Here is a 19,476-nt window from a genome sequence, read left to right as displayed (position 1 = left end):
GCTGGACGAGGCCAAGGTTTAGGCACGGTGCAGCAGAAAATTGAAGGCGCTGCACGGGCTTAGTTCGATCCTTCGATGGCATTGCCGTCAGCATCAAATTTGACGTCTTCCGGAAGATCAATATGCGGACGGTCCATTTCGCTCGCCATTTTTGAATCCATCCGGAAAAGCCAGGCCAAAACCGACGCAATCGCGACATAAAGCCGTTCATCAACCGCCATTCCTTCACGGGACGTAAAGTAGATGGCGCGGGTGAGTTCGGGATATTGCAGGACCGGCACCGCATCGGCTTCCGCCAGTTCGCGCATCGCCAGTGCGGCAGCACCCCGGGCACGGGCGAGAACGACCGGCACGGCATCATATCCCCTGCGGTAACGCAGCGCGACGGTAAAGTGGGTCGGGTTGGCGAGAACGACTGTCGCTTCCTTCACCGCCTGACGCGCCGATGCACCCAGAATTTCGTGACGCTTGCGTTGTATCGCGCCTTTTACTTCTGGCGAGCCTTCGGTTTCCTTGTGCTCGTCTTTCACTTCCTGTTTCGTCATACGCAGTTTTTTCGTGCGCTGGAAAATTTGGGCGGGAACATCGATCCCGGCGATAACGGCAAGGGAGAAAGCCATGCCCATCAACGCCAGCATGAGAAAGTTTCCAAATTCGGAGATCGACCGCCCGATTTCTTCGTTCCCGAGTTGAATCAAGCTGGGCAAATTTGTCCAGATCAGCCACATTCCGATCGAACCCATAAGCCCGACTTTGGCCAGTGATTTGGACAGTTCGATCAAGCTGTTCACACCAAACATTCGCTTCAATCCCGCCGCCGGGCTGAGCTTGGAAGGTTTGGGTTTCATGGCTGTCCAGCGAAATCCCAGAGATCCCAAAACCGCAGGCGTCGCTATCGCTGTGACAATCAACAGTCCAAACAACAGACCGAATGCCATGACAATCTCGGACAGCAGCGTCAAAGTTCGCTCCCATGGATTGAAATCCACAAAGTCACGCTGATTGACCCGCAATCCGGATCGCAGCATCGCTTTGAGGCTATCCACCAAAACTGGCCCGAAAATCCCGAAAGCCGCAGTACCGGCCGCAATAATCATTGCGGTCCCCAGTTCCTTGGACTGCAGAACATCACCCTTTTTAACGCTGTCCAGCAGCCGTTTGGGGGTTGGTGCTTCGGTCTTTTCACCGCCGCCTGGTGGTTCTTCTGCCACTAGTGCCCTCCCACAACCATGGCAGACTGGCCGAGGCCGTCCTGAAGCGCGTGCATTATTGCGTTTGCCATGATCGGAGCGGTCACCGCCAGCAGCGTCAGGCCGCCGAGCAACGCGACAGGCAAACCTACTGCAAACAGGTTAAGCGAAGGAGCGGATCGCGCCAGCATCCCCATAATGACCTGCACCAGAATAAGGGCGCTGCCGACAGGAAGAGCGATTACCAGTCCCATGGCGAATAACGACCCTCCAAATTTCACGAGCCCTTCAATCGCGCCAACAGACAGAAATGCATCGCCCGGGGGAAGAAGCGCGTAGCTTTTCACGACGATCGCAATCAGCATCAAATGACCATCCATTGCCAGCAGAAGAAGGGTTGCGAGGATTGAAAGAAAATTACCGACAACCGGTGTCGACTGGCCGGACTGGGGGTCGACCATCATAGCAAAGCCGAGACCCATGGCGTTACTGATGACCTCACCGGCTACAAAAGCAGCAGAATAGCCAATTTGAAGTGCGAAACCGATCGCAGCGCCGACGAGAACCTCGCCTGCGACGAAAAGCACCCCTTGCAGACTGACGATATTGTCTATGGGCATATCCAGAGTTGCACTGCTGAGTCCGGCCATTCCAATCGCCAGCGACAGGATCAGACGCAATTGCAAGGGAATGGAGGCAGCCGAGAATATCGGTGCCACAAGCATCATCGCTCCGGGTCGGACCATCGCAAACAACCAGAGCCACAACTGCTCTTCAAATCCGGCAAAATCAGGAGCGATCATTGCAGTAAATCAGGAATGCGATCGAAAATCTCATGCGTAAAATCGACGATCAGATAGATTATGGATCCACCAAACAGCGCCAGCATCATGGCAACGATGATCAGTTTGGGTACGAAACTCAGGGTCTGTTCGTTGACCGATGTTGCGGCCTGAACCATGCCGAGCAACAGACCCGTGATCAACGCCGGAATAAGCAGGGGCGCGGCCGCCAAGGCGGTGATCCACAAAGTTTGTTGGGCAATTCCGATGAAAAATTCTGTATGATCCATGGCGTTAGACCACAAACGAGCCGGCAAGGCTGCCCATCGTCAACGCCCACCCGTCGACCAGCACGAATAAAAGCAATTTGAACGGCATGGATATGATTGTCGGTGACAACATCATCATACCCAGAGCCATGAGCGTTGATGCCACAACGAGATCGATTACGAGAAAGGGCAGAAAGATCAGAAAGCCAATTTGAAAAGCTGTTTTCAGTTCACTGGTGACATAAGCTGGCAGCAACACGGAAAAAGGTACGTCTTCCGGATTTTCGACCTCCGGAGCCTTGGCGAGCTCCATGAACAATTTCAGATCCGACTGGCGCGTCTGCTTCATCATGAAACTGTGGAAAACCGAGCCAGACACTTCAATCGCATCCTCAATGCTGATCTGATCCTGCCCATAAGGTTCTATCGCCTGTTCGTTGATTGTACTGATTGTCGGAGCCATCACAAAAAGGGACAGGAACAGGGCTAGGCCGACCAAGACCTGGTTCGGCGGCGTTTGCTGCAGACCGATTGCCTGACGGAGAATGGAAAGAACGATGATGATCCGTGTGAAGCTGGTCATCATCAGTATCAGAGAAGGCAATATTGTGAGCAGGCTCATCAATATCAGAATCTGAAGAGACAACGACAGCGGGCGTCCCTCACCTGCGACTTCTCCAAGCGCCTTGGTTACGGCGCCAGATGGTGTGGCAGCTGCTGCAAATGCCGGTGTTGCAACGAGTGTTGCGGCCAGCAAGGCAATCAATATTGGTATGAAGCGGTTAAAGCTTCTCATCGAGCATCTCCCCAAAACTGCGAACCGGTTTGGAAGCATCCCTGCTTCCATTCGCTGCAGCTGTGGCGAGATGTGTAATTTGCGATCGGGTGACCGAGATCAGGACTTTCTGTCCGGCAAAATCGATAATCGACAATTTGCCGGCTGTCCCCATTGGCAAGCTTTCAACACATTTCAGTTCCCGGTCGGATGGGGACTGGGCCAATCCTGGCTGGTATTTACGATAGAGCCAGAGCGCTCCGTAAATCAGTCCGGCCATCAATGGCAAAATGATTAAAAGCTTAACAATATAGTAGGTCACTAAGTACGCCTTTCGAGCCTTGCATGCGAAACATTGTTCGTCACAACCTCGACGACACGGATGCCGAAGCGGTCATTGACATTCACAACCTCTCCCTTTGCAACAAGCGTGCCATTTACCTTGATATCTAGCAGAGCATCAGCTTCCCGGTCCAATTCGACAACCTGGCCTTCGCCCAACTCCATGATTTTGGCTATTTTCAGCGATACACTGCCCACTTCAACCGAAAGGCGAACCGGAATATCTGCCAGCAACCGATAGTTGGCAGCTTCTGGCTGGTCCGGAAATTCATTGCCGGGCTCAACCTCAACTACTGCATCTTCCATTGTTGGCGCTTCATTCATGTCACTCATGGTCAAGATCCTTGTTCCATTTTTTCAATTTGATAGGCGGCGCAGCCGTCCTGTTCACCCAGGCTCCCGCGGGCAAACACCTTTTCGCCGATAATCAGCGGCAGATTTCGCACGGGGGGAATGGGAATAATGTCGCCAGCTTTTAGTTCGGCAACCTGCGGCAATGTCATGGTCGTCCGGGCCAGGATCGATCGCACCGGCAGGCGAACTTCGTTCATCGCCTTGTGCAATTCATATTGCCAGACAGGATTAGCCTGATCGGATGATGCGGATACAGAAGGTTCCAGCATGACTTCGAGATAACGCACCGCATCGATGGAATAGAGCAGGTCTATAATCTGTGCCGCGGAGTCGGGGAATTTCACGGAAACCGATTGACGCAATACCATATCCTGAGGCGCTGCCAGTGCGGCATAGGCGGGATTGGTTTCATGGCCTGTGATCCGGATATCGAAATCTTGGTGCAAACCCCAGTTGGTCGCCAGGGCCGTGCAAAAATCTCCTGCTATACGATTGTGCAGTTGCGCTTCCATGCGGGTAAAAGCCTGCTGTTCTTCCGCAGGCTTCTTGCTTCCTCCGCCATAGAAGGAGTCTACGAGCAGAGACACCATATCCGGTTCAATCCCCAACATCAGCTGACCTTTGCAGGGCGGCATGTGGAATTTGGTCATACCCAGAAAACCGGCCTTGCTGTCGCACCAGTTCTGATAACCTTCCAGTTTGGTCTCCGTCGCTTCGACTTCAAGCTTTTCGGGCACGATCTCTTCAAGACAGTTCTGAACACTGGCGGCAAACAGTTTTGCAATTCGTTCAAAACCCGGGACCATGTTGATCTGGTCTGACTGATGCATCGCAAAGCTGTGCACAGTTTTGTCCTTTGTGCCCGATGGCTTGCTGGACGTTTCGCTTTCTTGTGACTCTGTGGCCATCTGACTTGCTTCCGATCAAAAACTACTGGACGACAAAATTGGTGAAATAGGCATCTTCGACACCACCGAAACCGGCTTTTTCCTGCAGCACCTGATTGATGCGATCTGTCAGTTTCTGCTGCAGCACCTGCTTGCCCATCTGGGTTTCCAGCTCGGTCCGGTCCTGTTCCGCAAGCAACATCAGTACCGCCGAACGGATCGCAATTTCATGCGCCTGGATGTTTTCCACGACCCGCTCGTCATAATAGGTTGAGATCGCAAGCGAGACCTGCGCAAAACTATTGCTGTTGCGCAGATTGGATGTGAACGGCTGCTCTATCTGGTGATAGGAGACCTTATACTCGCTGGTTGGAGTGGCTTTTGCTTTGCCATCTTTTTTGGACGACTTGCGCGTATCGGCCACGGTTGTTCCATCCTTGAGCACAAGCATAGGCGCATTTGGATCCACTTCTTCCCCATCTGCGTCACCACCCATCGCGCCAGCAGCAAAAAAGCCGCCCGCTGCGCCGCCGCCGCCAACGACAAGAACGACAAGAAGGATCATGATGATCTTCTTCATCTTGCCGCCCTTCGGCTTGCTTTCTTCTTCCAGTTCTTCGGGCTTTTCCTTGTCAGCCATTGGTTATCTCCGTTTGAATGTTTCGTTCCGGTTTACGCGTATCGCGCACCAGAGCTGGTGTGACCGGAGTCGCTACCGGGTGAATATTGCTGTGCGTCCTGGTCTTCCGCCGATCCCGAAACCTGACCTGGTTTCAGACCATTTGATGACGCGGTATCCCGCGCATTCTGTTCCTGGCTCTGATTGAGGTTGGTTCCGATTTCGACGCCCGCCAGCTTCTGACCGTTCAGGCGGATCTCCTGTTCAAGACGCGAAAGTGACTGAACCAGCAGCTGTCTGATCGCATCCGTTTCAGCGGTCACTTTGATATCGTCACCCTGTTCGCCGCCACGGATCTCAACATCAATCCGCCCGAGATGTTCAGGCTTCAACGCAAAGCGCGCAATGCCTTTGGCCTGGGCGATATTTGAAATTTCTCTTGTCAGATTATCGATAAAATTTGCGTCAAATTCGAGGACAACTTCGCCCGCATTGCTCGCCAGCGGCACCGGATTGTTCTGCACCGACGCATTGCCCGTTGCAGCGGCGGTTGCACGCGCAGGCCCAATGGCCAGTCCCGCAACCACATCTCCGGTTACCGTCTGTTTCGGACGCCATCCTGCCAGCGAATTAAATGCTGCCACGCCAGATTCAGCATTTTGCTTCATCTCGGGCTCGATGACATCAGGTTCGACAGTCATCGGAACCGGGCTCGAATCAGCGCTATTTTTTGAACCTGTTCTTCCGGCACTTCCGGCAACCGGTGGCGATGAGAGGGTTTCAACGTTTCCGGAAACCTGTTTCGTCTGGCCAGTTCCAATGGATGGATCGGATTTTGCCGATTGCTGCGTATAATCGGAATCAGGTTCCTGACGTTGGGACGCAACGGCCTGCCTGTTTGATCCCTCGTCAGCGACAGTTGGCGGTGTCTGACCAGGGACGCTGGAAAAGCCCGCTGACGGGCGTTCGGCAGAGGAGGTTTTCGGTGCCGGCATCTCGTTGATCGGAATCGCAAGTTTGGGAGACCGATCAGCAGCCGTTCCTGAATTTCCAACAACTTCTCCGGCCGCCGTGCCAGTGACGGGATTGGGGCCAGAGGGAACAGGACTGGCCGGTTCTTGTTGAACTGGTAGCACAGTCGGGCCGGGACGCGGCCGCTGACGGGATGGATCGGACCCGGTCAATTGGTCGGGCCGGGCCGGAACGTCTGCCTCGCCCGCACCATCAGAACCGGTATTGCCATATGGCATGATTTTCGACTCTGGGTCGATATCAGACAATTTTACGACATTGCCATCATCAGTTTGCGGAGCCAATATGGCGGGTTCGACAACCGGTCGGGCTGGCATCGTTTCGGGCGCTTTTTCCGGCCGCGCTCCAGGATAGAGAACGATATCGGGAATCTGCAATGCCGAACGATCCGGCTTGTCACCGGGAGTATCGTAAACCAGCGGCTTATCCGGCAAATTGCCAGTTCCGCTGACGGTCAATCCGTCGGTTTTAGCGTTTGGACCAGCCAAGCCGCTGCGGCCTTCCTCTTGCAAGGCTGCGCTGTCAGGTCGGGTGTCCTCTTTCAACATGCCCTCTGGAAAAGCAGGAAGCGTGCCAGATGACGCGACATGCGAAACTTTGTCCAATGCAGGACCCGTCAGGGATTTCAAAAAAGAGATTTCCATTTGTATCACCTTTGTTTTTTCGGCCGTCTAAACGGCAGATTTGCAGCAATTTTTCGTTCATTTTCCAGTTCAAAACCTGCCGTTTTGCGTGCAACAAACTCGCGCATCACATCTCGGTCGAGATGAGCGGCAACTCTTTGCCGGTCTTGTTCGGCAACTGATTGCCGCGCATCGATTACGGCGCGATTGACCTGATCTCCTGCCCCGATCAACCGGTGCCCCAGCTCCATGCGAGCCGCCAGCGACTGAGCAGCCGAGCAATCTTCATTATCGAACATGGTGGCTCGCAAACTGGAGAGATGGACAGATTTCTGTTCCAGGCCATGCAGACGTGACTGTGCTTCCGTCGCCCTGCCAATCGCCACTCTGCGCAGCGTCTCACGAACCTTCAATATCCGTCTGGGTGTGTTCAGTTTTCGCGTCATTCACCGAAACCTTCAATCAACCTTGTGACACTGCTTTCCAGCGAGACTTGCGAATGGGATGGCTGGCGAATGAAATCGAGCATGTCGGGTCGTCGGGCAATCGCATGATCAATGGCTTCATCGCTGCCGGCGCGATAGGCCCCCATCAGGATCAGATCCCGATTTTCTTCATATGTCGACCAATGCCGGCGAAAATTGATCATCGCCTGATGGTGATCCTCGTCGACAATGTCCGCGGCAACCCGGCTCAGCGAGCGCGCCACATCAATGGCAGGAAAAATCCCCTGCTCCGCCATGAAACGCGACAAAATAATATGTCCGTCAACGATGGAGCGCGCCGCATCAACCACAGGATCTTCCAGGTCATCGCCATCCGCGAGAACCGTATAGAGGGCAGTAATCGAACCGCCGCTGTTGCTGTCATTGCCCGCCCGCTCAACCAGCTTTGGTATGATCGACAGGGCCGAAGGCGGATAACCTTTCATGGTCGGTGGTTCACCCAGAGCAAGACCGATTTCCCGCTGGGCATGTGCAATCCGCGTCAGACTGTCGATCAGCAGCAGCACTTTTTTGCCCTGATCCCTGTAATATTCCGCAATCGCGGTGGCCCGATAGGCCGCGCGCAATCGCAATATTGGTGAGTGATCCGCGGGCACCGCGACAGTCACCGTCTTGTCCGCCATTTTGCCGTTCAATTTGGTTTCAACAAAGTCGCTGACTTCTCTTCCGCGTTCCCCGATCAAGCCAACAACAATGACATCTGCATCCACACCGGCGATGATCTGGCCCATGAGCACGGACTTGCCGACGCCGGATCCTGCAACAATCGCAATCCGCTGTCCGAAACCGGCGGTGAGCAAAGCGTTGATGGCCTGCACACCGAGATCAATCTTCTTTTTGACCCTGCCACGACGCAAAACATTGTTCTGCTTTCCGCCCAAAGGCCAGTGATCAGTTGTCACAATCGGCCCTTTGCCATCCAGTGCTTCGCCCATCGGACCAACAATTCGTCCGAGCAGAGCATCTCCGACAGAGGCCTGGCTGGAAATCGAACTGGGAACAACACGGCTGCCATTGCGCAAGGCAACATCTTCCGCGAGCGGCACCATCATGGTCTTGGACCCACGGAAACCTGCAACTTCTGCCATAATCGTCTTGCCATCTGCGGTGGTCAGGCGCCCACCATAGCCGGTGGGATAATCAAAACCGGTAACCTCGAGCAAGCCTGCGTCATGCGCGACAACCTTCCCGACCTGCCGGGCATCAGCCTGCAATACGGACAGGCTATCAACGAACTTCTCCGCTGCTCGAACTTGTGCAGCAATCATGACATTTGTTCCATTTCATCGAGCATACCTTGCAGTTCGTCCAGCAACGGCTGAGAGCCTTGCTCGATCCAGCCATCACCGTGTACCAGCCGCAATGTCCCCCGGATCAAACCAGGGTCGGCGGTGACATCCACACCGCATTCAAACTCGCCAAACAAGCTCAGGTCCTCGGGATGGACATGCAACTTGGCATCCCGCATCCCGTTTTGAATCAGACTTCCCAGTTTGCTGGCCTGTTCTTTCAGAAATTCGCTATCCGGGTCGGTCCGGCCAATCATCTTTTCAGTCAGCCCGCAAACGCTCTTGAGCAGCATCTTGGTCATCATCGCATCCGACAGAGGCTTGAGTTCCAGAAGTGCTGTGGTCAATTCATCAACGCGCAGTTGATCTGCAGAAGCCGTAGCATCGCGCAGTCTTTCCGCTTCGGCAAAACCGCTTGCATAGGCGTCGGCCAGCAACTGATCTGCCGTTGGTTGTTCTGTGCCGGTTGCGTTCATATCTGGTGATGCAGAAAAACCATTTGTGGTGCGGGCCGAGCTTTCGGATCCGGAGTATAGCGGTTGAAATCCGCGATCATGGCTTTGTACATTCCACACATTCATACGCAGAATTTCATCGGCTGCATGTGCTCCCGAATCCATTCCCGCTGGCATTGCCGTCGCAATATCGGCTGTCTCAGACGAAGTCGTCATCTGCCCCTCCAATCATGATTGTGCCTTCGTCCGCGAGACGTTTGGCTTCCGCAATCACCGCCTTCTGGGCCGCAATGACTTCTGATCCAGGGATCGGACCGCGGTCTTCCATTTCATCTTCGATTGATTGCACCGCCCGGCTCGACATGCTGGAGAAAATTTTCTCTTTGAGCTCCGGCTCTGCACCTTTGAGCGCCGGTATCATCACTTCATTGTCAATGCTGCGCATCAAAGTGCCCAGGTTCTTGACGTCGAGATTGATGAGATCGGCGAATACGAACATTTCATCCTCGATTGAGAGCGCGGTCTGTTTGGCGCGTTTGGTCAGCAGTTTCAGGATCCGCTTCGATTCCTGTTTGCCGAGATTGTTCATAATGGCCGCCGCATCGGACACACCGCCCATGCTTTTGGGCAAGCTGCTTCCGGTACTGCTGCTGTAGTTGAGAAGCAGCTGCTCCAATGTTGCAATGGCTTCCTTGCTCACCGGCCGCATCGTGGCGACCCGATAGACGATGTCGTCCTGCTGATCTTCGGGAAGCAATTTCAATGTAGTTGCTGCAACTTCGGCTTCGAGAAAGGACATCACAAGCGCTTTGACTTGTGGATGCTCTTCTTCGAGCATGGATACGATTTCAGAAGGATTCATCCATTTGAGCGCCTCGAGGCTTTCGGTATCAACCTTCGGCGGTGCAATCTGGGTCAGCATGTTTTCCGCGCGCTTTTCGCCAAGCGCACGTGTCAACATTCCCTGGATTTGCTCGCCGGCCTGATAGCCAACGGTTGTCCGGCCCTTTGCGCATTGAATGAAACGATCAAAAACCTGATTGATATCGGCCACACCAACGTCAGCCACACTGTACATGGTTTGACCAAGCTGTTTCACTTCTTCCGGTTCCAGGCGCGTCAGTATGTCTGATGCCTGTTCTTCAGAAATGAGCATCAGCAATATTGCCGCCGCTTTGGTGCCATCTTCAGACAGACTGACCTGCACGTCTTCGGTTTGTTCTGTTGCTTCAGGCATCAGCCTCTTCCTTGGTTTGACCGCTTTCTTTCAACAAATCTCGAACGACAAGCGTTGCATGTTCAGGATTCTGACGGACAAAATTCTGGACGAGCGTTGCGCGGCTTTGATAATTTTGTGCAGCCATGATCATGTCGATGGTGACAGGCTCGCCCGGCTTGGATTCAAGTTCCCGATCCAGAGCTCCGGAAATTTCTGTCAAAAGCTGGCTATTCTGTTGCGCGCGGTGCTCTTCGGCTTTTTCGGCCAGCTGTGCCCGCTTTTTCAGCAAGGGACGACCGATGCCGAAGATCAATGCCAATGCGACAAATAATGCGGAAATATTGCGCACCAGCAGGGCGACCCACGAGGATTCATACCAGGCTTCTTCTGCAGCCACTTCGGCTACCGGAAAATCTCGAGACGAGATCGCAACCTGATCGCCACGCGCCTGGTCAAAACCGATGGCGCCTTTCACCAGCGATTCAATCGCAGCCAGTTCTTCAGCGCTATAGGATTTGCCCTTTGTTGGATTGCGCAAGGCAACGGCGACGGAAATCCGTTTTACGGTTCCACTTGCCTCTTTGGTCACAGATACTTCACGACCAAGCTCAAAATTGCGTGCATATTTCTCGGATGTTTTCGTCAGCTCTTTTGCTGTCTGAACCTCTCCGGCGGTTGCTTCGGGCTCTACTCCGGTGACCGATGCAGGCGGTGTCTCGGTAACTTCAGCTTCCGCAGGAGCCCTTGGAGCAATCGCACCGGGAATTCCATAAAGCTGCTTCTGGCCAGGTTCATTTGCCCAGCTGCCATTTTCAGACCGCAGACGGGCGCCGTCGGTCGGGTAGGATTCGCGAGTGGCCTGCTTTTCGTCAAAATCCATCTCTGCCATCACTTCGGCAGCAAAATTGCCTTGGCCAAGCATGGGTGTCAGGAGCGCCGTTAGCGTACGGCGGTAACGTTCTTCCACCCGTTCCTGCACACCGAGCTGTTCTCCACTGCCTTCTGCACCGCTCTGTCCGGGACGTGAAAGCAGGCGGCCGTTCTGATCGGCGACGGATACTTTTTCCGCCGAAAGCCCGGGAACTGAACTCGCAACAAGGTGAACAATGGCTTGGACCTGAGATTCTCCCAGACGGCTGTTCCCTCTAAGCTGCAACATAATCGATGCCGCCGGTTCGCTGCGATCCCGCACGAAGATGCTGGGCGGTTCAACCGCCAGGTGCACGCGCGCAGACTGGATACTGTCAAACGATTCAATTGTTCGAGCAAGGTCGAGCTCGCGCGCGGTTCTCAGTTTCTCTGTTTCGACTGCCCGGCTGGCGCCCATAGGCATATTCGAAATCATGCTGTCGCCGTCGGGGGCACTGCGCGGCAGACCCTGGGCTGCGAGACTCAGCTTGGCAGCGTGATAGTCATCTTCGGATACCGTCAGCGCGCCTGTAGCATTGTCAATTTGGTACATGATGCTGGATGTTTGCAGCGCTGTCGCAACCGCCGCCTTGTCATCGTCCGGCAATCCGCGGAACAAATCCCTTTGGGGTGGTTCGCGCAGCGCCAGCCAGGCCATGGCCGCCAATGCAACCACACCCAGAAATCCAATCATGGGAATGGATTTAACGACGGCAGGTTGTGCAAACGCATCACGAATGCGCTGCAAGATACCGGTTTCTGAAAAGCTCGTGTTCGGGCTCGTCGAAACGGGCTGCAAATTCTGTGTGGCAGGTTGTTCTCCGCCACCTGGGGTCAGGCTGAGTTCACTCATATCACACCGGCATGTTCATAATGTCTTTGTAAGCGGACAGTAATTTGTTCCGAACTTGCAAAGTGGCTTCAAAGCCGATGGATGCTTTTTGCTTGGCCAGCATCACTCCAGCGATATCTGTCGTCCGGCCCAGCTCATAATCGGTCCGCGCTGCGGCTGAATCCTGTTGCAGATTATTGACCTGCTCCAGCGCATCTTTCATCTGCGCGCCAAAACTGGTCGCACCGGTTTGTTCGGTTCCGCTATGCTGTTCCGGCTTTCCGGCCTTTTGCAGCGCGTCATTCTGCTCGATAATCGCTTTGCGCATCGCGAGCAGGTTGTTGCTTCCTATTACGGTCATCTTCCGGTGCTCCTTTCTATGCTGCTATTTCGCGCATATCGGCGAGGCGATAACGCAGGGTTCGTTCTGAGATACCGAGGATTTTGGCGGTCTCCCGGCGATTTCCATCGGTGCTGTCGAGAGCCGATACAATCGCTTCATGCTGGACTTCTCGGGACAGCGAATGCAGGTCCTGGCCGCGCATCAATTTGGCGGCACGGCCGGGTTCAACCGGATCGGCGCGGGGTGTCGTGGGTGCAGCGACATGCTCGATACCGAGATCGTCCGCATCAATAGCTGCATCGTCACTCAATATACTGGCCCGTTGCAAAACATTGTGCAGCTCTCTTGCGTTACCAGGCCATGCGTGGGCCGAGAGAGTTTTCAGCGCGTCTTCAGTCGGCCAGCAAAACGTGCCCGACTTCGCTTGCAGAGACAAAAGCATTGCAGCTGTGATGGCGCGGATATCTTGACGACGCTCCGCCAAAGCCGCGATTTCAACAGGCAAAACGTTGAGGCGCCAGTATAGGTCCTCGCGAAAACGGCCGCAGGCTACTTCGTCTGCGAAGTTACGGTTGGCGGCGGCGACGATCCGGACATCAACTTTGACGGCCATGGTTTCTCCAACCGGCAGAATTTCGCCTTCCTGCAGCGCACGCAGCAATTTGGCTTGCAACATCAATGGCAGTTCGGTGATTTCGTCGAGAAACAGGGTCCCGCCATCGGCTGCGCGAAACAATCCTTCCGAAGCGCCGCTTGCTCCTGTGAAGGCCCCTTTCTTGTGACCGAACAATATGGCTTCGACCATGGTTTCGGGAAGCGCTGCACAATTTACGGCAACAAAGGGCTTCTCGATCCGCTCACTCTGGTCATGGACGAAACGCGCCATGCCTTCTTTGCCAACGCCTGTTTCACCCATGATCAAAACATTGGCGTCACTCTTTGCGATGCGGCTGGCATAATCCATTTGTTTGGCACTGGCTGGTTCGCCCACGGCAGGGCTATTGCCGCCACGGATCGATTCAGAAACAAGCGCATGGCCAAAGGCCATATCTTCAAATCCAAATTCAATCCGCAGCGGCAAGCCATCATTAGCGGGGACTAATGACGGGGGACCAGCTCGGAAACTGATGATGATGTCTTTATGGGTGGCGCGTTCCATCTCGGAATCGAGCAGCACGCGAATGTGGGGGCTTTTTTCTCGCTGGATATCGGCGTTGACAGTCGGGTTGAGCCACGCACCACGCAGCCAATCCAGTAATGTCGGCAGTTGTTCTTTTACCGCTTCGCTAATTTCGCAATTAATCATGATGTCCCCATTCCCACTTCAATTTGATCCAGGTGGTCGGTCAAACAACCTGTTGCCAAACTGATATGCAAACCGCGTGCCAGTTATTTATCGTTTGTTTACAGTGGTTTATTTTAAAGGATATGAGAGTGTCGGTTTTCCGACAGGGGTCATAAGAGGGCAATCCGTCGGTATTCCGACAAATTTCCGAGTATTGATAAAAGCTTCTGACAAGAATGGTCAGACTACCTTTTTCATAGAGAAATTCGCGGAAAACTGAGGATTTTGAAAAAAGTCTAAAGCAAATCCTGACGACACCGTTAACGCTACTGAGGCCGCTTTGGATGAACTACTGAGCCGCCCCAATTTAAGGACGTAACAAAAGGAACTATACATGACTGTAATTGGAACCAATGTAACGGCTCTCCGTACAAGTGCTGCCTCTAACATGGCAGAAATGAGCCTTGCTAAATCAATCGAACGCCTTTCAACCGGCCAACGTATCAATAGCGCAAGCGATGATGCCGCCGGTCTTGCCATTGCAACCCGGATGACCTCCGAAGTGCGTGGCCTGAACATGGCTATCCGGAATGCCAATGACGGTATTTCTCTCGCTCAGACCGCAGAAGGCGGCATGAACGAAATCACCAACATGCTGCAACGTATGCGTGAACTTGCTGTTCAGTCTTCAAACGGCACATTGGCCGCTGGTGACCGTGCAAACCTGCAGGAAGAAGTTTCTGAACTGATCGCCCAGGTTGACGATGTTGCTACACGTACCACGTTCAACAACGTTGCTCTGCTGGACGGAACCAACGCTTCGATCAGCATCCAGACCGGTGCAAACGCAGCTGAAACCGTTTCGATCAATCTGACCGATGTTGACGCAACCGCTCTGGCAGTTAATGCGCTGGACATCAGCACGGAAGCTGGTGCTTCTGCAGCGATTACCGCTTTGGGTACCGCTCTGGATACCATCACGACTTCCCAGGCTCAAATGGGTGCGTCCCAGAACCGTCTGCAGACAACCGTGGCCAACCTGACGGACCGTGTCGCCAACATCACGGAATCGCGTTCGCGGATCCAGGATGTCGACTTCTCGGCTGAAACCACAAATCTGGCAAAATCCCAGATTTTGAGCCAGGCTTCCACAGCCATGCTCGCTCAGGCCAACCAGAGCCAGCAGGGTGTTCTCAGCCTTTTGAGGTAGACCCGGACGCCAAGGTGGAGGCATCCAGCCGTGACGACATCTAGACCAGTCGTACAACGGATCCCTCCCCGGGTTAAAAAAACCCCCAGTCCCTAAGGGCTGGGGGTTTTTTCGTGGGATAGTGGATATTCCTTAGACAATTCGACCCGGTTCAATTCTGATAGTGGGCGGCAAGCATTTGCCGGAGTTTGTCAGTTGCACTTTTCTTGATCTGGCAAACTCGACCGGCGCTGATGTCCATCGTCATGCCAATTTCGTCCAGATTCATTTCCTCGACAAAATAGAGCTGCAATACCATCGCTTCCCGCTCTTTCAGTTTGCCAATACACAGATTGAGGACTTCCTTCATCTGCTTGCGCTCAAGCACGTCGTCCGCTTTGTCCTCCACATCTGCAAACCACATATTATGATCCGAATAGACTTCCTCCATGGAATCGATCCCGATATTCTGAGCGCGATCATAGCGTTCGCGGAAGGTTTCAATATCCATATTCAATGCAGCTGCGACCTCCAACTCGGTTGGCGCGCGCCCCAATTCCTGAGAAAGATTATTCTCGGCAGCTTTGACCTGTTTCTGCAAAGCCATCGCCGATCGGCATATGTTGCTGATCTTGCGAATATGATCGATCATCGCGCCGCGAATCCGCATGCTGGCATAAGTTGCAAACCCATAGCCGCGATCCTCGTAATTCTGCGCTGCTTCGACCAGCGCGACCATGCCGATCTGAATCAGGTCTTCGAGTTCCACCGATTTCGACATCCGACCGTGGACGTGCCAGGCAATTTTGCGCACCAGGGGGATATGACGCGTGGTCAATTCCTCGGGTCCTGGCGTTCCTGCCTGGCGATTATAGGTCAGTGATTGAGGTTGTACGTTACTCATTTCCCTCTGGTCCCTTTCAAGAATCTGACATCATCTGACCCGATTGGGGGTCAGGAAGACTGTTGGGTTCGTTTGTTCCCACGCTCGCAACCACTTCCACTGCCTTGTCATCCGGCAGTTCCAGAAACGACAAAATCGGTGTTTCCGGGAAGCGGGGTTTGAGCAGGCGGGAAAGCGCACGACGCGCAATCGGTGATGTGATGATTGCAAAACTGCGCGCTTCAGCCATGATGGGCATCGCCGCATTTTCAATGGACGTGACAATACGCTGCGCGAGATTGGGTTCGATCGGATGCTCGGCCTCAGCACCCACTTTCATGGCCTGAGCCAGCAACGTCTCAAGCTCTGCATCCAGGGTTACGACCGGCAGCGGCATGTTGACCGGCACAAGCGACTGAATGATGATCGAGCCAATGCGTTGCCTAACGCCTTCGACCAGCGCCGGAAGGTCGGCATCGGGAAATGACGCTTCGATCATTGCCGAGCAAATCCGGCGGAAATCCTTGAGCGGAACCCCTTCTGCAAGCAATGCTCGGCAAATCGCGGATATTGTAAACAGGGAAAGTGGCTGCGGGGTCAGACCTTCAACCAGTTGCGGCGCGCTATCCTTCAGATTCTCAAGCAATTTTTGTGCTTCATCCATGCCGAACAGCTCGCTGGCATTGAGGCGGATCATTTGGTTGAGATGGGTCGCCACGACGGTAGATGCATCCACCACAGTGTAACCGGCAATCACCGCTTCGCTGCGTTTGTCCGGCGATATCCACAGAGCATCCAGACCGAAGGTAGGATCCTTGCAAGACTGACCGACAATTTCACCTTCAGTGTCGCCACTATCGAGAGCCAGCAGATCATCGGGGAAAATCTTGTCCTCTGCGAGTATCATGCCGCCAATCGTTATCCGGTAGCTATTTGGCTCCAGCGCCATATTGTCGGTGACGCGAACCAGCGGAATGACAAAGCCGAGTTCCTTGGAAATCTGTCGGCGTATTCCGGTAACCCGCCGCATCAACGGCTCGCCTTTCCGTTCGTCAACCAGAGGTACCAGCCCATATCCGATTTCCAGACCGAGCAAAGCGCCTTCCGATACGTCATTCCATTCGATGCGATTGGGATTTTCCGGTTCGACGGGAACGGGAAGCTCTTCGGTAACGGTATCCTTCTTTCGCAAGCGCCAGGCGAAAAAGCCCGCCATGACGCCGGCCGGCAAAATAATCATGTGGGGCATACCGGGCAGGACACCGAGTATCAGCAATATACCGGCGACTGGCGTCCAGGCCTTGCTGATCCCGAACTGGGAGGAAATCTGCCCTGCCAGGTTGAGCGGAGAAGCCACCCGGGTTACGATTGCAGCAGCAGCAATGGAAAGCAGCAATGCAGGAATTTGCGCCACAAGTGCGTCACCAATAGACAGCAGGATATAGGTTTCGGCTGCCTGAGCCATTGAAAGCCCGTGGCTGACAGTGCCCAAAATAATGCCGCCGATAATATTGATCGTCAGGATCAGGACACTAGCGATCGCGTCACCTTTCACGAATTTCGACGCACCATCCATTGAACCATAGAAATCTGCTTCGGTTGCGATTTCCTGGCGCCGTTCCTTGGCCTCTTCCGGGCTCAGCAGTCCGGCGTTCAAATCGGCATCGATCGCCATTTGCTTGCCGGGCAAGGCATCCAGGGTAAAGCGTGCGGACACCTCCGAAACGCGGCCTGCACCCTTTGTGATCACGACCATGTTGATAATCATCAAAATGGCAAAGACAAAAATACCAACAACATAATCGCCGCCAATCAGAAAACTGCCGAACGCTTCAATAACCTGTCCGGCGGCATCACCGCCGTTATGGCCATCAACCAGAACCACTCGGGTAGAGGCCACGTTCATCGCGAGCCGCATCAACGTCGCGAAAAGCAACACGGTTGGAAAACTCGAAAAATCGAGCGGCTTGTTGGCGTTCAAGGCAACCATCAGAACCGCAAGCGAGATCATGATATTGGAAATAAAACCAATATCCAGAACTGTTGCAGGCACAGGGAGCACCATGAACACAACCATCATCAATGTGGCAGCGGGCAAAATGGACGCTTGAATGCCGCCCAGCCAGCTGAATTTTTTGGGGATCATCTCACTCATCGCGGCGTCGCTCCGAGAGAGGCGAGAAGCATGTAAGCCATATGTGCACTTTCATTATAGGTCGATGTAGATGCCGCGGCAGGCTGGGCAGCGCGCTGGCTGGCCAGCCGGACATAATCGGCAGGTTGAACGGTATTTTGAAACGGCAAATCCTTACCGGTTCCGGCCGGCAAAATCGCGGCCGCGCCGGCAGAATGACTCTCCAGTTTCGCGGCAAATCTTTGCCGGATATCTTCGAAACTGCGCGGTGTGCCGGTCTTGGTATAGAAAATGGATCTGTTGGCACTCGCCGCGCGCATCATGTGTGGCGCAGCGGCTCCATTGGGATTTTCGCTATGTTGCGAGAGAAATTTCTTCGCGCCTGCCGGCCCCAGAAAATGGGCGAGATAGAGATCGACCGGAGCCGCTGCCTTGCCCAGTCGACCTTCCAGATAGTCCTTGTTGTCGGACGCAAATTCGGCAGCCATGAGAGACGCGATTTCCGGGTTTTTACGTAAGTCGAGAATCTGCTTTTTGAGCGCCGGATCTGCGACATTAAAACGGCCTTTACCGTTGCTGCCAATGGCGGATCGCGCCCAGTCCAGGCCGTATTTCTCGCCATGCTTCTCGATGACACCCAGCCAGCTCTGATCAATAAACTGAAACAGTCCGGTGGCACTGGAGGTGCGCGCCCTGGCATGAGGATCAAGGCCACTTTCAATTTTTGCCTGTCCAAGGAGATAGTTGAAATCGACGCCCGTCCGCTGGGCGGAATTGGCAATCGCACGGGTCACGCGGTCGTGACCGACATTTCCCACTGCTGCTACATTTGCCATTTCAATCCCCAAGGTTTGACTATGGGAATATCAAAGCAACTACCGTGCCAGTTTTTGGAATTGTCCAATAATGATGAGAGAAAATTAGCGGGCTATTACAGCGCTTTAAACAGTTTTATTTCTATAGGGGACTGTAGGTGTCCGTCATCCCATTGTCGCTCTGATTGGCGATCATGAACATCCGCGCACGACACATGTCATGCAGGAATCTTATCCGATATCGAGCGGCCAGATTCAGCTCTTCCATGTCGCTGACTTTCTCCTTCGAAAAACTCGGATCGGATGCGCCGCTTGAAGTCCGCAACTCTTCTGAAGCCTGTTGCAGTTCTTCACAGCAAATCAGAATTTCATCGGCAGAATGGCCGTCGAGAGCGGCAATCAGATTGCGCTGGGCGGATTCAAATTGGGAGAGATGAAGCGCGCTCATCAGCTGTCGCCATGACCCAGATCAAGTGCGATCATCTGTGCGGCAATTTTTTCTCCATCAACCGGATATCGTCCTTCGGCAATGGCAGCTTTAATCATTGCGACCTTGTCTGCATCAATCGGTGCACCCTCGCTCGCAATTGCCGAAGCCAGGCTTTTCACGGCAGGTTGTTCGGTCTCAACAGAATTTTTCCCGGCCTCAACGACGCCCTTGGCAACTTTCGGTGCAGAGAGGTTTCGGGCCAGATCGCTGGCAGAAATCCCCTGTTGTGAAATCGGTTTCATTGCACTTGTCCT

Annotated in this window: 22 protein-coding genes; 1 reads left to right on the top strand and 21 read right to left on the bottom strand. The window is 53.9% G+C overall.

What is annotated here, in order from left to right; all coding sequences use genetic code 11:
- Positions 1 to 59: 59 nt before the first annotated feature.
- The 16 genes from ABJI30_RS07875 to ABJI30_RS07800 are packed head-to-tail and all read right to left on the bottom strand — an operon-like array spanning position 60 to position 13,732.
- Positions 60 to 1,211 (bottom strand): flagellar type III secretion system protein FlhB, encoded by a 1,152-nt coding sequence (locus ABJI30_RS07875; RefSeq protein WP_348016634.1) that lies wholly within the window; start codon positions 1,209 to 1,211, stop codon positions 60 to 62.
- Positions 1,211 to 1,993, bottom strand: a complete 783-nt coding sequence (gene fliR, locus ABJI30_RS07870) for a flagellar biosynthetic protein FliR (RefSeq protein WP_348016633.1) — start codon at positions 1,991 to 1,993, stop codon at positions 1,211 to 1,213. The genes ABJI30_RS07875 and fliR overlap by 1 nt, the downstream gene beginning before the upstream one ends.
- Complete coding sequence (locus ABJI30_RS07865) at positions 1,990 to 2,262, bottom strand: flagellar biosynthetic protein FliQ (RefSeq protein ID WP_348016632.1); 273 nt, start codon at positions 2,260 to 2,262, stop codon at positions 1,990 to 1,992. Before ABJI30_RS07865 ends, fliR begins: the two co-directional genes overlap by 4 nt.
- A 4-nt stretch (positions 2,263 to 2,266) precedes the next feature.
- The gene (fliP, locus tag ABJI30_RS07860; RefSeq protein WP_348016631.1) at positions 2,267 to 3,037 is read right to left on the bottom strand and encodes a flagellar type III secretion system pore protein FliP; all 771 of its coding nucleotides are present in this window, start codon (positions 3,035 to 3,037) and stop codon (positions 2,267 to 2,269) included.
- Positions 3,024 to 3,338 (bottom strand): flagellar biosynthetic protein FliO, encoded by a 315-nt coding sequence (locus ABJI30_RS07855; RefSeq protein ID WP_348016630.1) that lies wholly within the window; start codon positions 3,336 to 3,338, stop codon positions 3,024 to 3,026. Before ABJI30_RS07855 ends, fliP begins: the two co-directional genes overlap by 14 nt.
- Positions 3,338 to 3,691, bottom strand: coding sequence for a flagellar motor switch protein FliN (gene fliN, locus ABJI30_RS07850; RefSeq protein WP_348016629.1), 354 nt, complete (start codon positions 3,689 to 3,691; stop codon positions 3,338 to 3,340). The genes ABJI30_RS07855 and fliN overlap by 1 nt, the downstream gene beginning before the upstream one ends.
- 2 nt (positions 3,692 to 3,693) lie before the next feature.
- The gene (locus tag ABJI30_RS07845; protein WP_348016628.1) at positions 3,694 to 4,620 is read right to left on the bottom strand and encodes a flagellar motor switch protein FliM; all 927 of its coding nucleotides are present in this window, start codon (positions 4,618 to 4,620) and stop codon (positions 3,694 to 3,696) included.
- Between the two features lie 22 nt (positions 4,621 to 4,642).
- Entirely contained in the window at positions 4,643 to 5,239 is a 597-nt protein-coding gene (locus ABJI30_RS07840) for a flagellar basal body-associated FliL family protein (RefSeq protein WP_348016627.1), read from the bottom strand.
- Positions 5,240 to 5,271: 32 nt separating this feature from the next.
- Positions 5,272 to 6,894 (bottom strand): flagellar hook-length control protein FliK, encoded by a 1,623-nt coding sequence (locus tag ABJI30_RS07835; protein WP_348016626.1) that lies wholly within the window; start codon positions 6,892 to 6,894, stop codon positions 5,272 to 5,274.
- Positions 6,895 to 6,899: 5 nt separating this feature from the next.
- On the bottom strand, positions 6,900 to 7,319 hold the full coding sequence (locus ABJI30_RS07830) for a hypothetical protein (protein WP_348016625.1): 420 nt from the start codon (positions 7,317 to 7,319) through the stop codon (positions 6,900 to 6,902).
- Complete coding sequence (locus ABJI30_RS07825; protein WP_348016624.1) at positions 7,316 to 8,647, bottom strand: FliI/YscN family ATPase; 1,332 nt, start codon at positions 8,645 to 8,647, stop codon at positions 7,316 to 7,318. The genes ABJI30_RS07830 and ABJI30_RS07825 overlap by 4 nt, the downstream gene beginning before the upstream one ends.
- Positions 8,644 to 9,339: a hypothetical protein gene (locus tag ABJI30_RS07820; RefSeq protein WP_348016623.1), complete on the bottom strand. Its 696-nt coding sequence runs from the start codon at positions 9,337 to 9,339 to the stop codon at positions 8,644 to 8,646. The genes ABJI30_RS07825 and ABJI30_RS07820 overlap by 4 nt, the downstream gene beginning before the upstream one ends.
- Entirely contained in the window at positions 9,323 to 10,360 is a 1,038-nt protein-coding gene (locus tag ABJI30_RS07815; protein WP_348016622.1) for a flagellar motor switch protein FliG, read from the bottom strand. Before ABJI30_RS07815 ends, ABJI30_RS07820 begins: the two co-directional genes overlap by 17 nt.
- Complete coding sequence (gene fliF, locus ABJI30_RS07810; RefSeq protein WP_348016621.1) at positions 10,353 to 12,104, bottom strand: flagellar basal-body MS-ring/collar protein FliF; 1,752 nt, start codon at positions 12,102 to 12,104, stop codon at positions 10,353 to 10,355. Before fliF ends, ABJI30_RS07815 begins: the two co-directional genes overlap by 8 nt.
- Before the next feature lies 1 nt (position 12,105).
- Positions 12,106 to 12,444: a flagellar hook-basal body complex protein FliE gene (fliE, locus tag ABJI30_RS07805; protein WP_348016620.1), complete on the bottom strand. Its 339-nt coding sequence runs from the start codon at positions 12,442 to 12,444 to the stop codon at positions 12,106 to 12,108.
- 16 nt (positions 12,445 to 12,460) lie between these two features.
- Complete coding sequence (locus ABJI30_RS07800; protein ID WP_348016619.1) at positions 12,461 to 13,732, bottom strand: sigma 54-interacting transcriptional regulator; 1,272 nt, start codon at positions 13,730 to 13,732, stop codon at positions 12,461 to 12,463.
- 373 nt (positions 13,733 to 14,105) lie between these two features.
- Here ABJI30_RS07800 and ABJI30_RS07795 point away from each other — a divergent pair, with 373 nt between their 5' ends.
- Complete coding sequence (locus ABJI30_RS07795; RefSeq protein WP_348016618.1) at positions 14,106 to 14,921, top strand: flagellin; 816 nt, start codon at positions 14,106 to 14,108, stop codon at positions 14,919 to 14,921.
- A 151-nt stretch (positions 14,922 to 15,072) separates the two neighbouring features.
- Here ABJI30_RS07795 and ABJI30_RS07790 read toward each other — a convergent pair whose 3' ends face one another.
- The 5 genes from ABJI30_RS07790 to flgM form a co-directional block, all read right to left on the bottom strand.
- Positions 15,073 to 15,804, bottom strand: a complete 732-nt coding sequence (locus ABJI30_RS07790; RefSeq protein WP_348016617.1) for a FliA/WhiG family RNA polymerase sigma factor — start codon at positions 15,802 to 15,804, stop codon at positions 15,073 to 15,075.
- A 16-nt stretch (positions 15,805 to 15,820) separates the two neighbouring features.
- Positions 15,821 to 17,938, bottom strand: a complete 2,118-nt coding sequence (flhA, locus tag ABJI30_RS07785; protein ID WP_348016616.1) for a flagellar biosynthesis protein FlhA — start codon at positions 17,936 to 17,938, stop codon at positions 15,821 to 15,823.
- Positions 17,935 to 18,753, bottom strand: a complete 819-nt coding sequence (locus tag ABJI30_RS07780) for a lytic transglycosylase domain-containing protein (RefSeq protein ID WP_348016615.1) — start codon at positions 18,751 to 18,753, stop codon at positions 17,935 to 17,937. The genes flhA and ABJI30_RS07780 overlap by 4 nt, the downstream gene beginning before the upstream one ends.
- 121 nt (positions 18,754 to 18,874) lie before the next feature.
- Positions 18,875 to 19,180, bottom strand: a complete 306-nt coding sequence (locus ABJI30_RS07775; protein ID WP_348016614.1) for a hypothetical protein — start codon at positions 19,178 to 19,180, stop codon at positions 18,875 to 18,877.
- Entirely contained in the window at positions 19,180 to 19,464 is a 285-nt protein-coding gene (gene flgM, locus ABJI30_RS07770) for a flagellar biosynthesis anti-sigma factor FlgM (protein WP_348016613.1), read from the bottom strand. Before flgM ends, ABJI30_RS07775 begins: the two co-directional genes overlap by 1 nt.
- Positions 19,465 to 19,476 lie beyond the last annotated feature (12 nt).

The organism is Parasphingorhabdus sp. (genome assembly GCF_039968395.1).
Lineage (GTDB): Bacteria > Pseudomonadota > Alphaproteobacteria > Sphingomonadales > Sphingomonadaceae > Parasphingorhabdus.
Note: the sequence above shows the minus strand (reverse complement) of the source record. Positions and strands in the feature narration are given on the sequence as shown.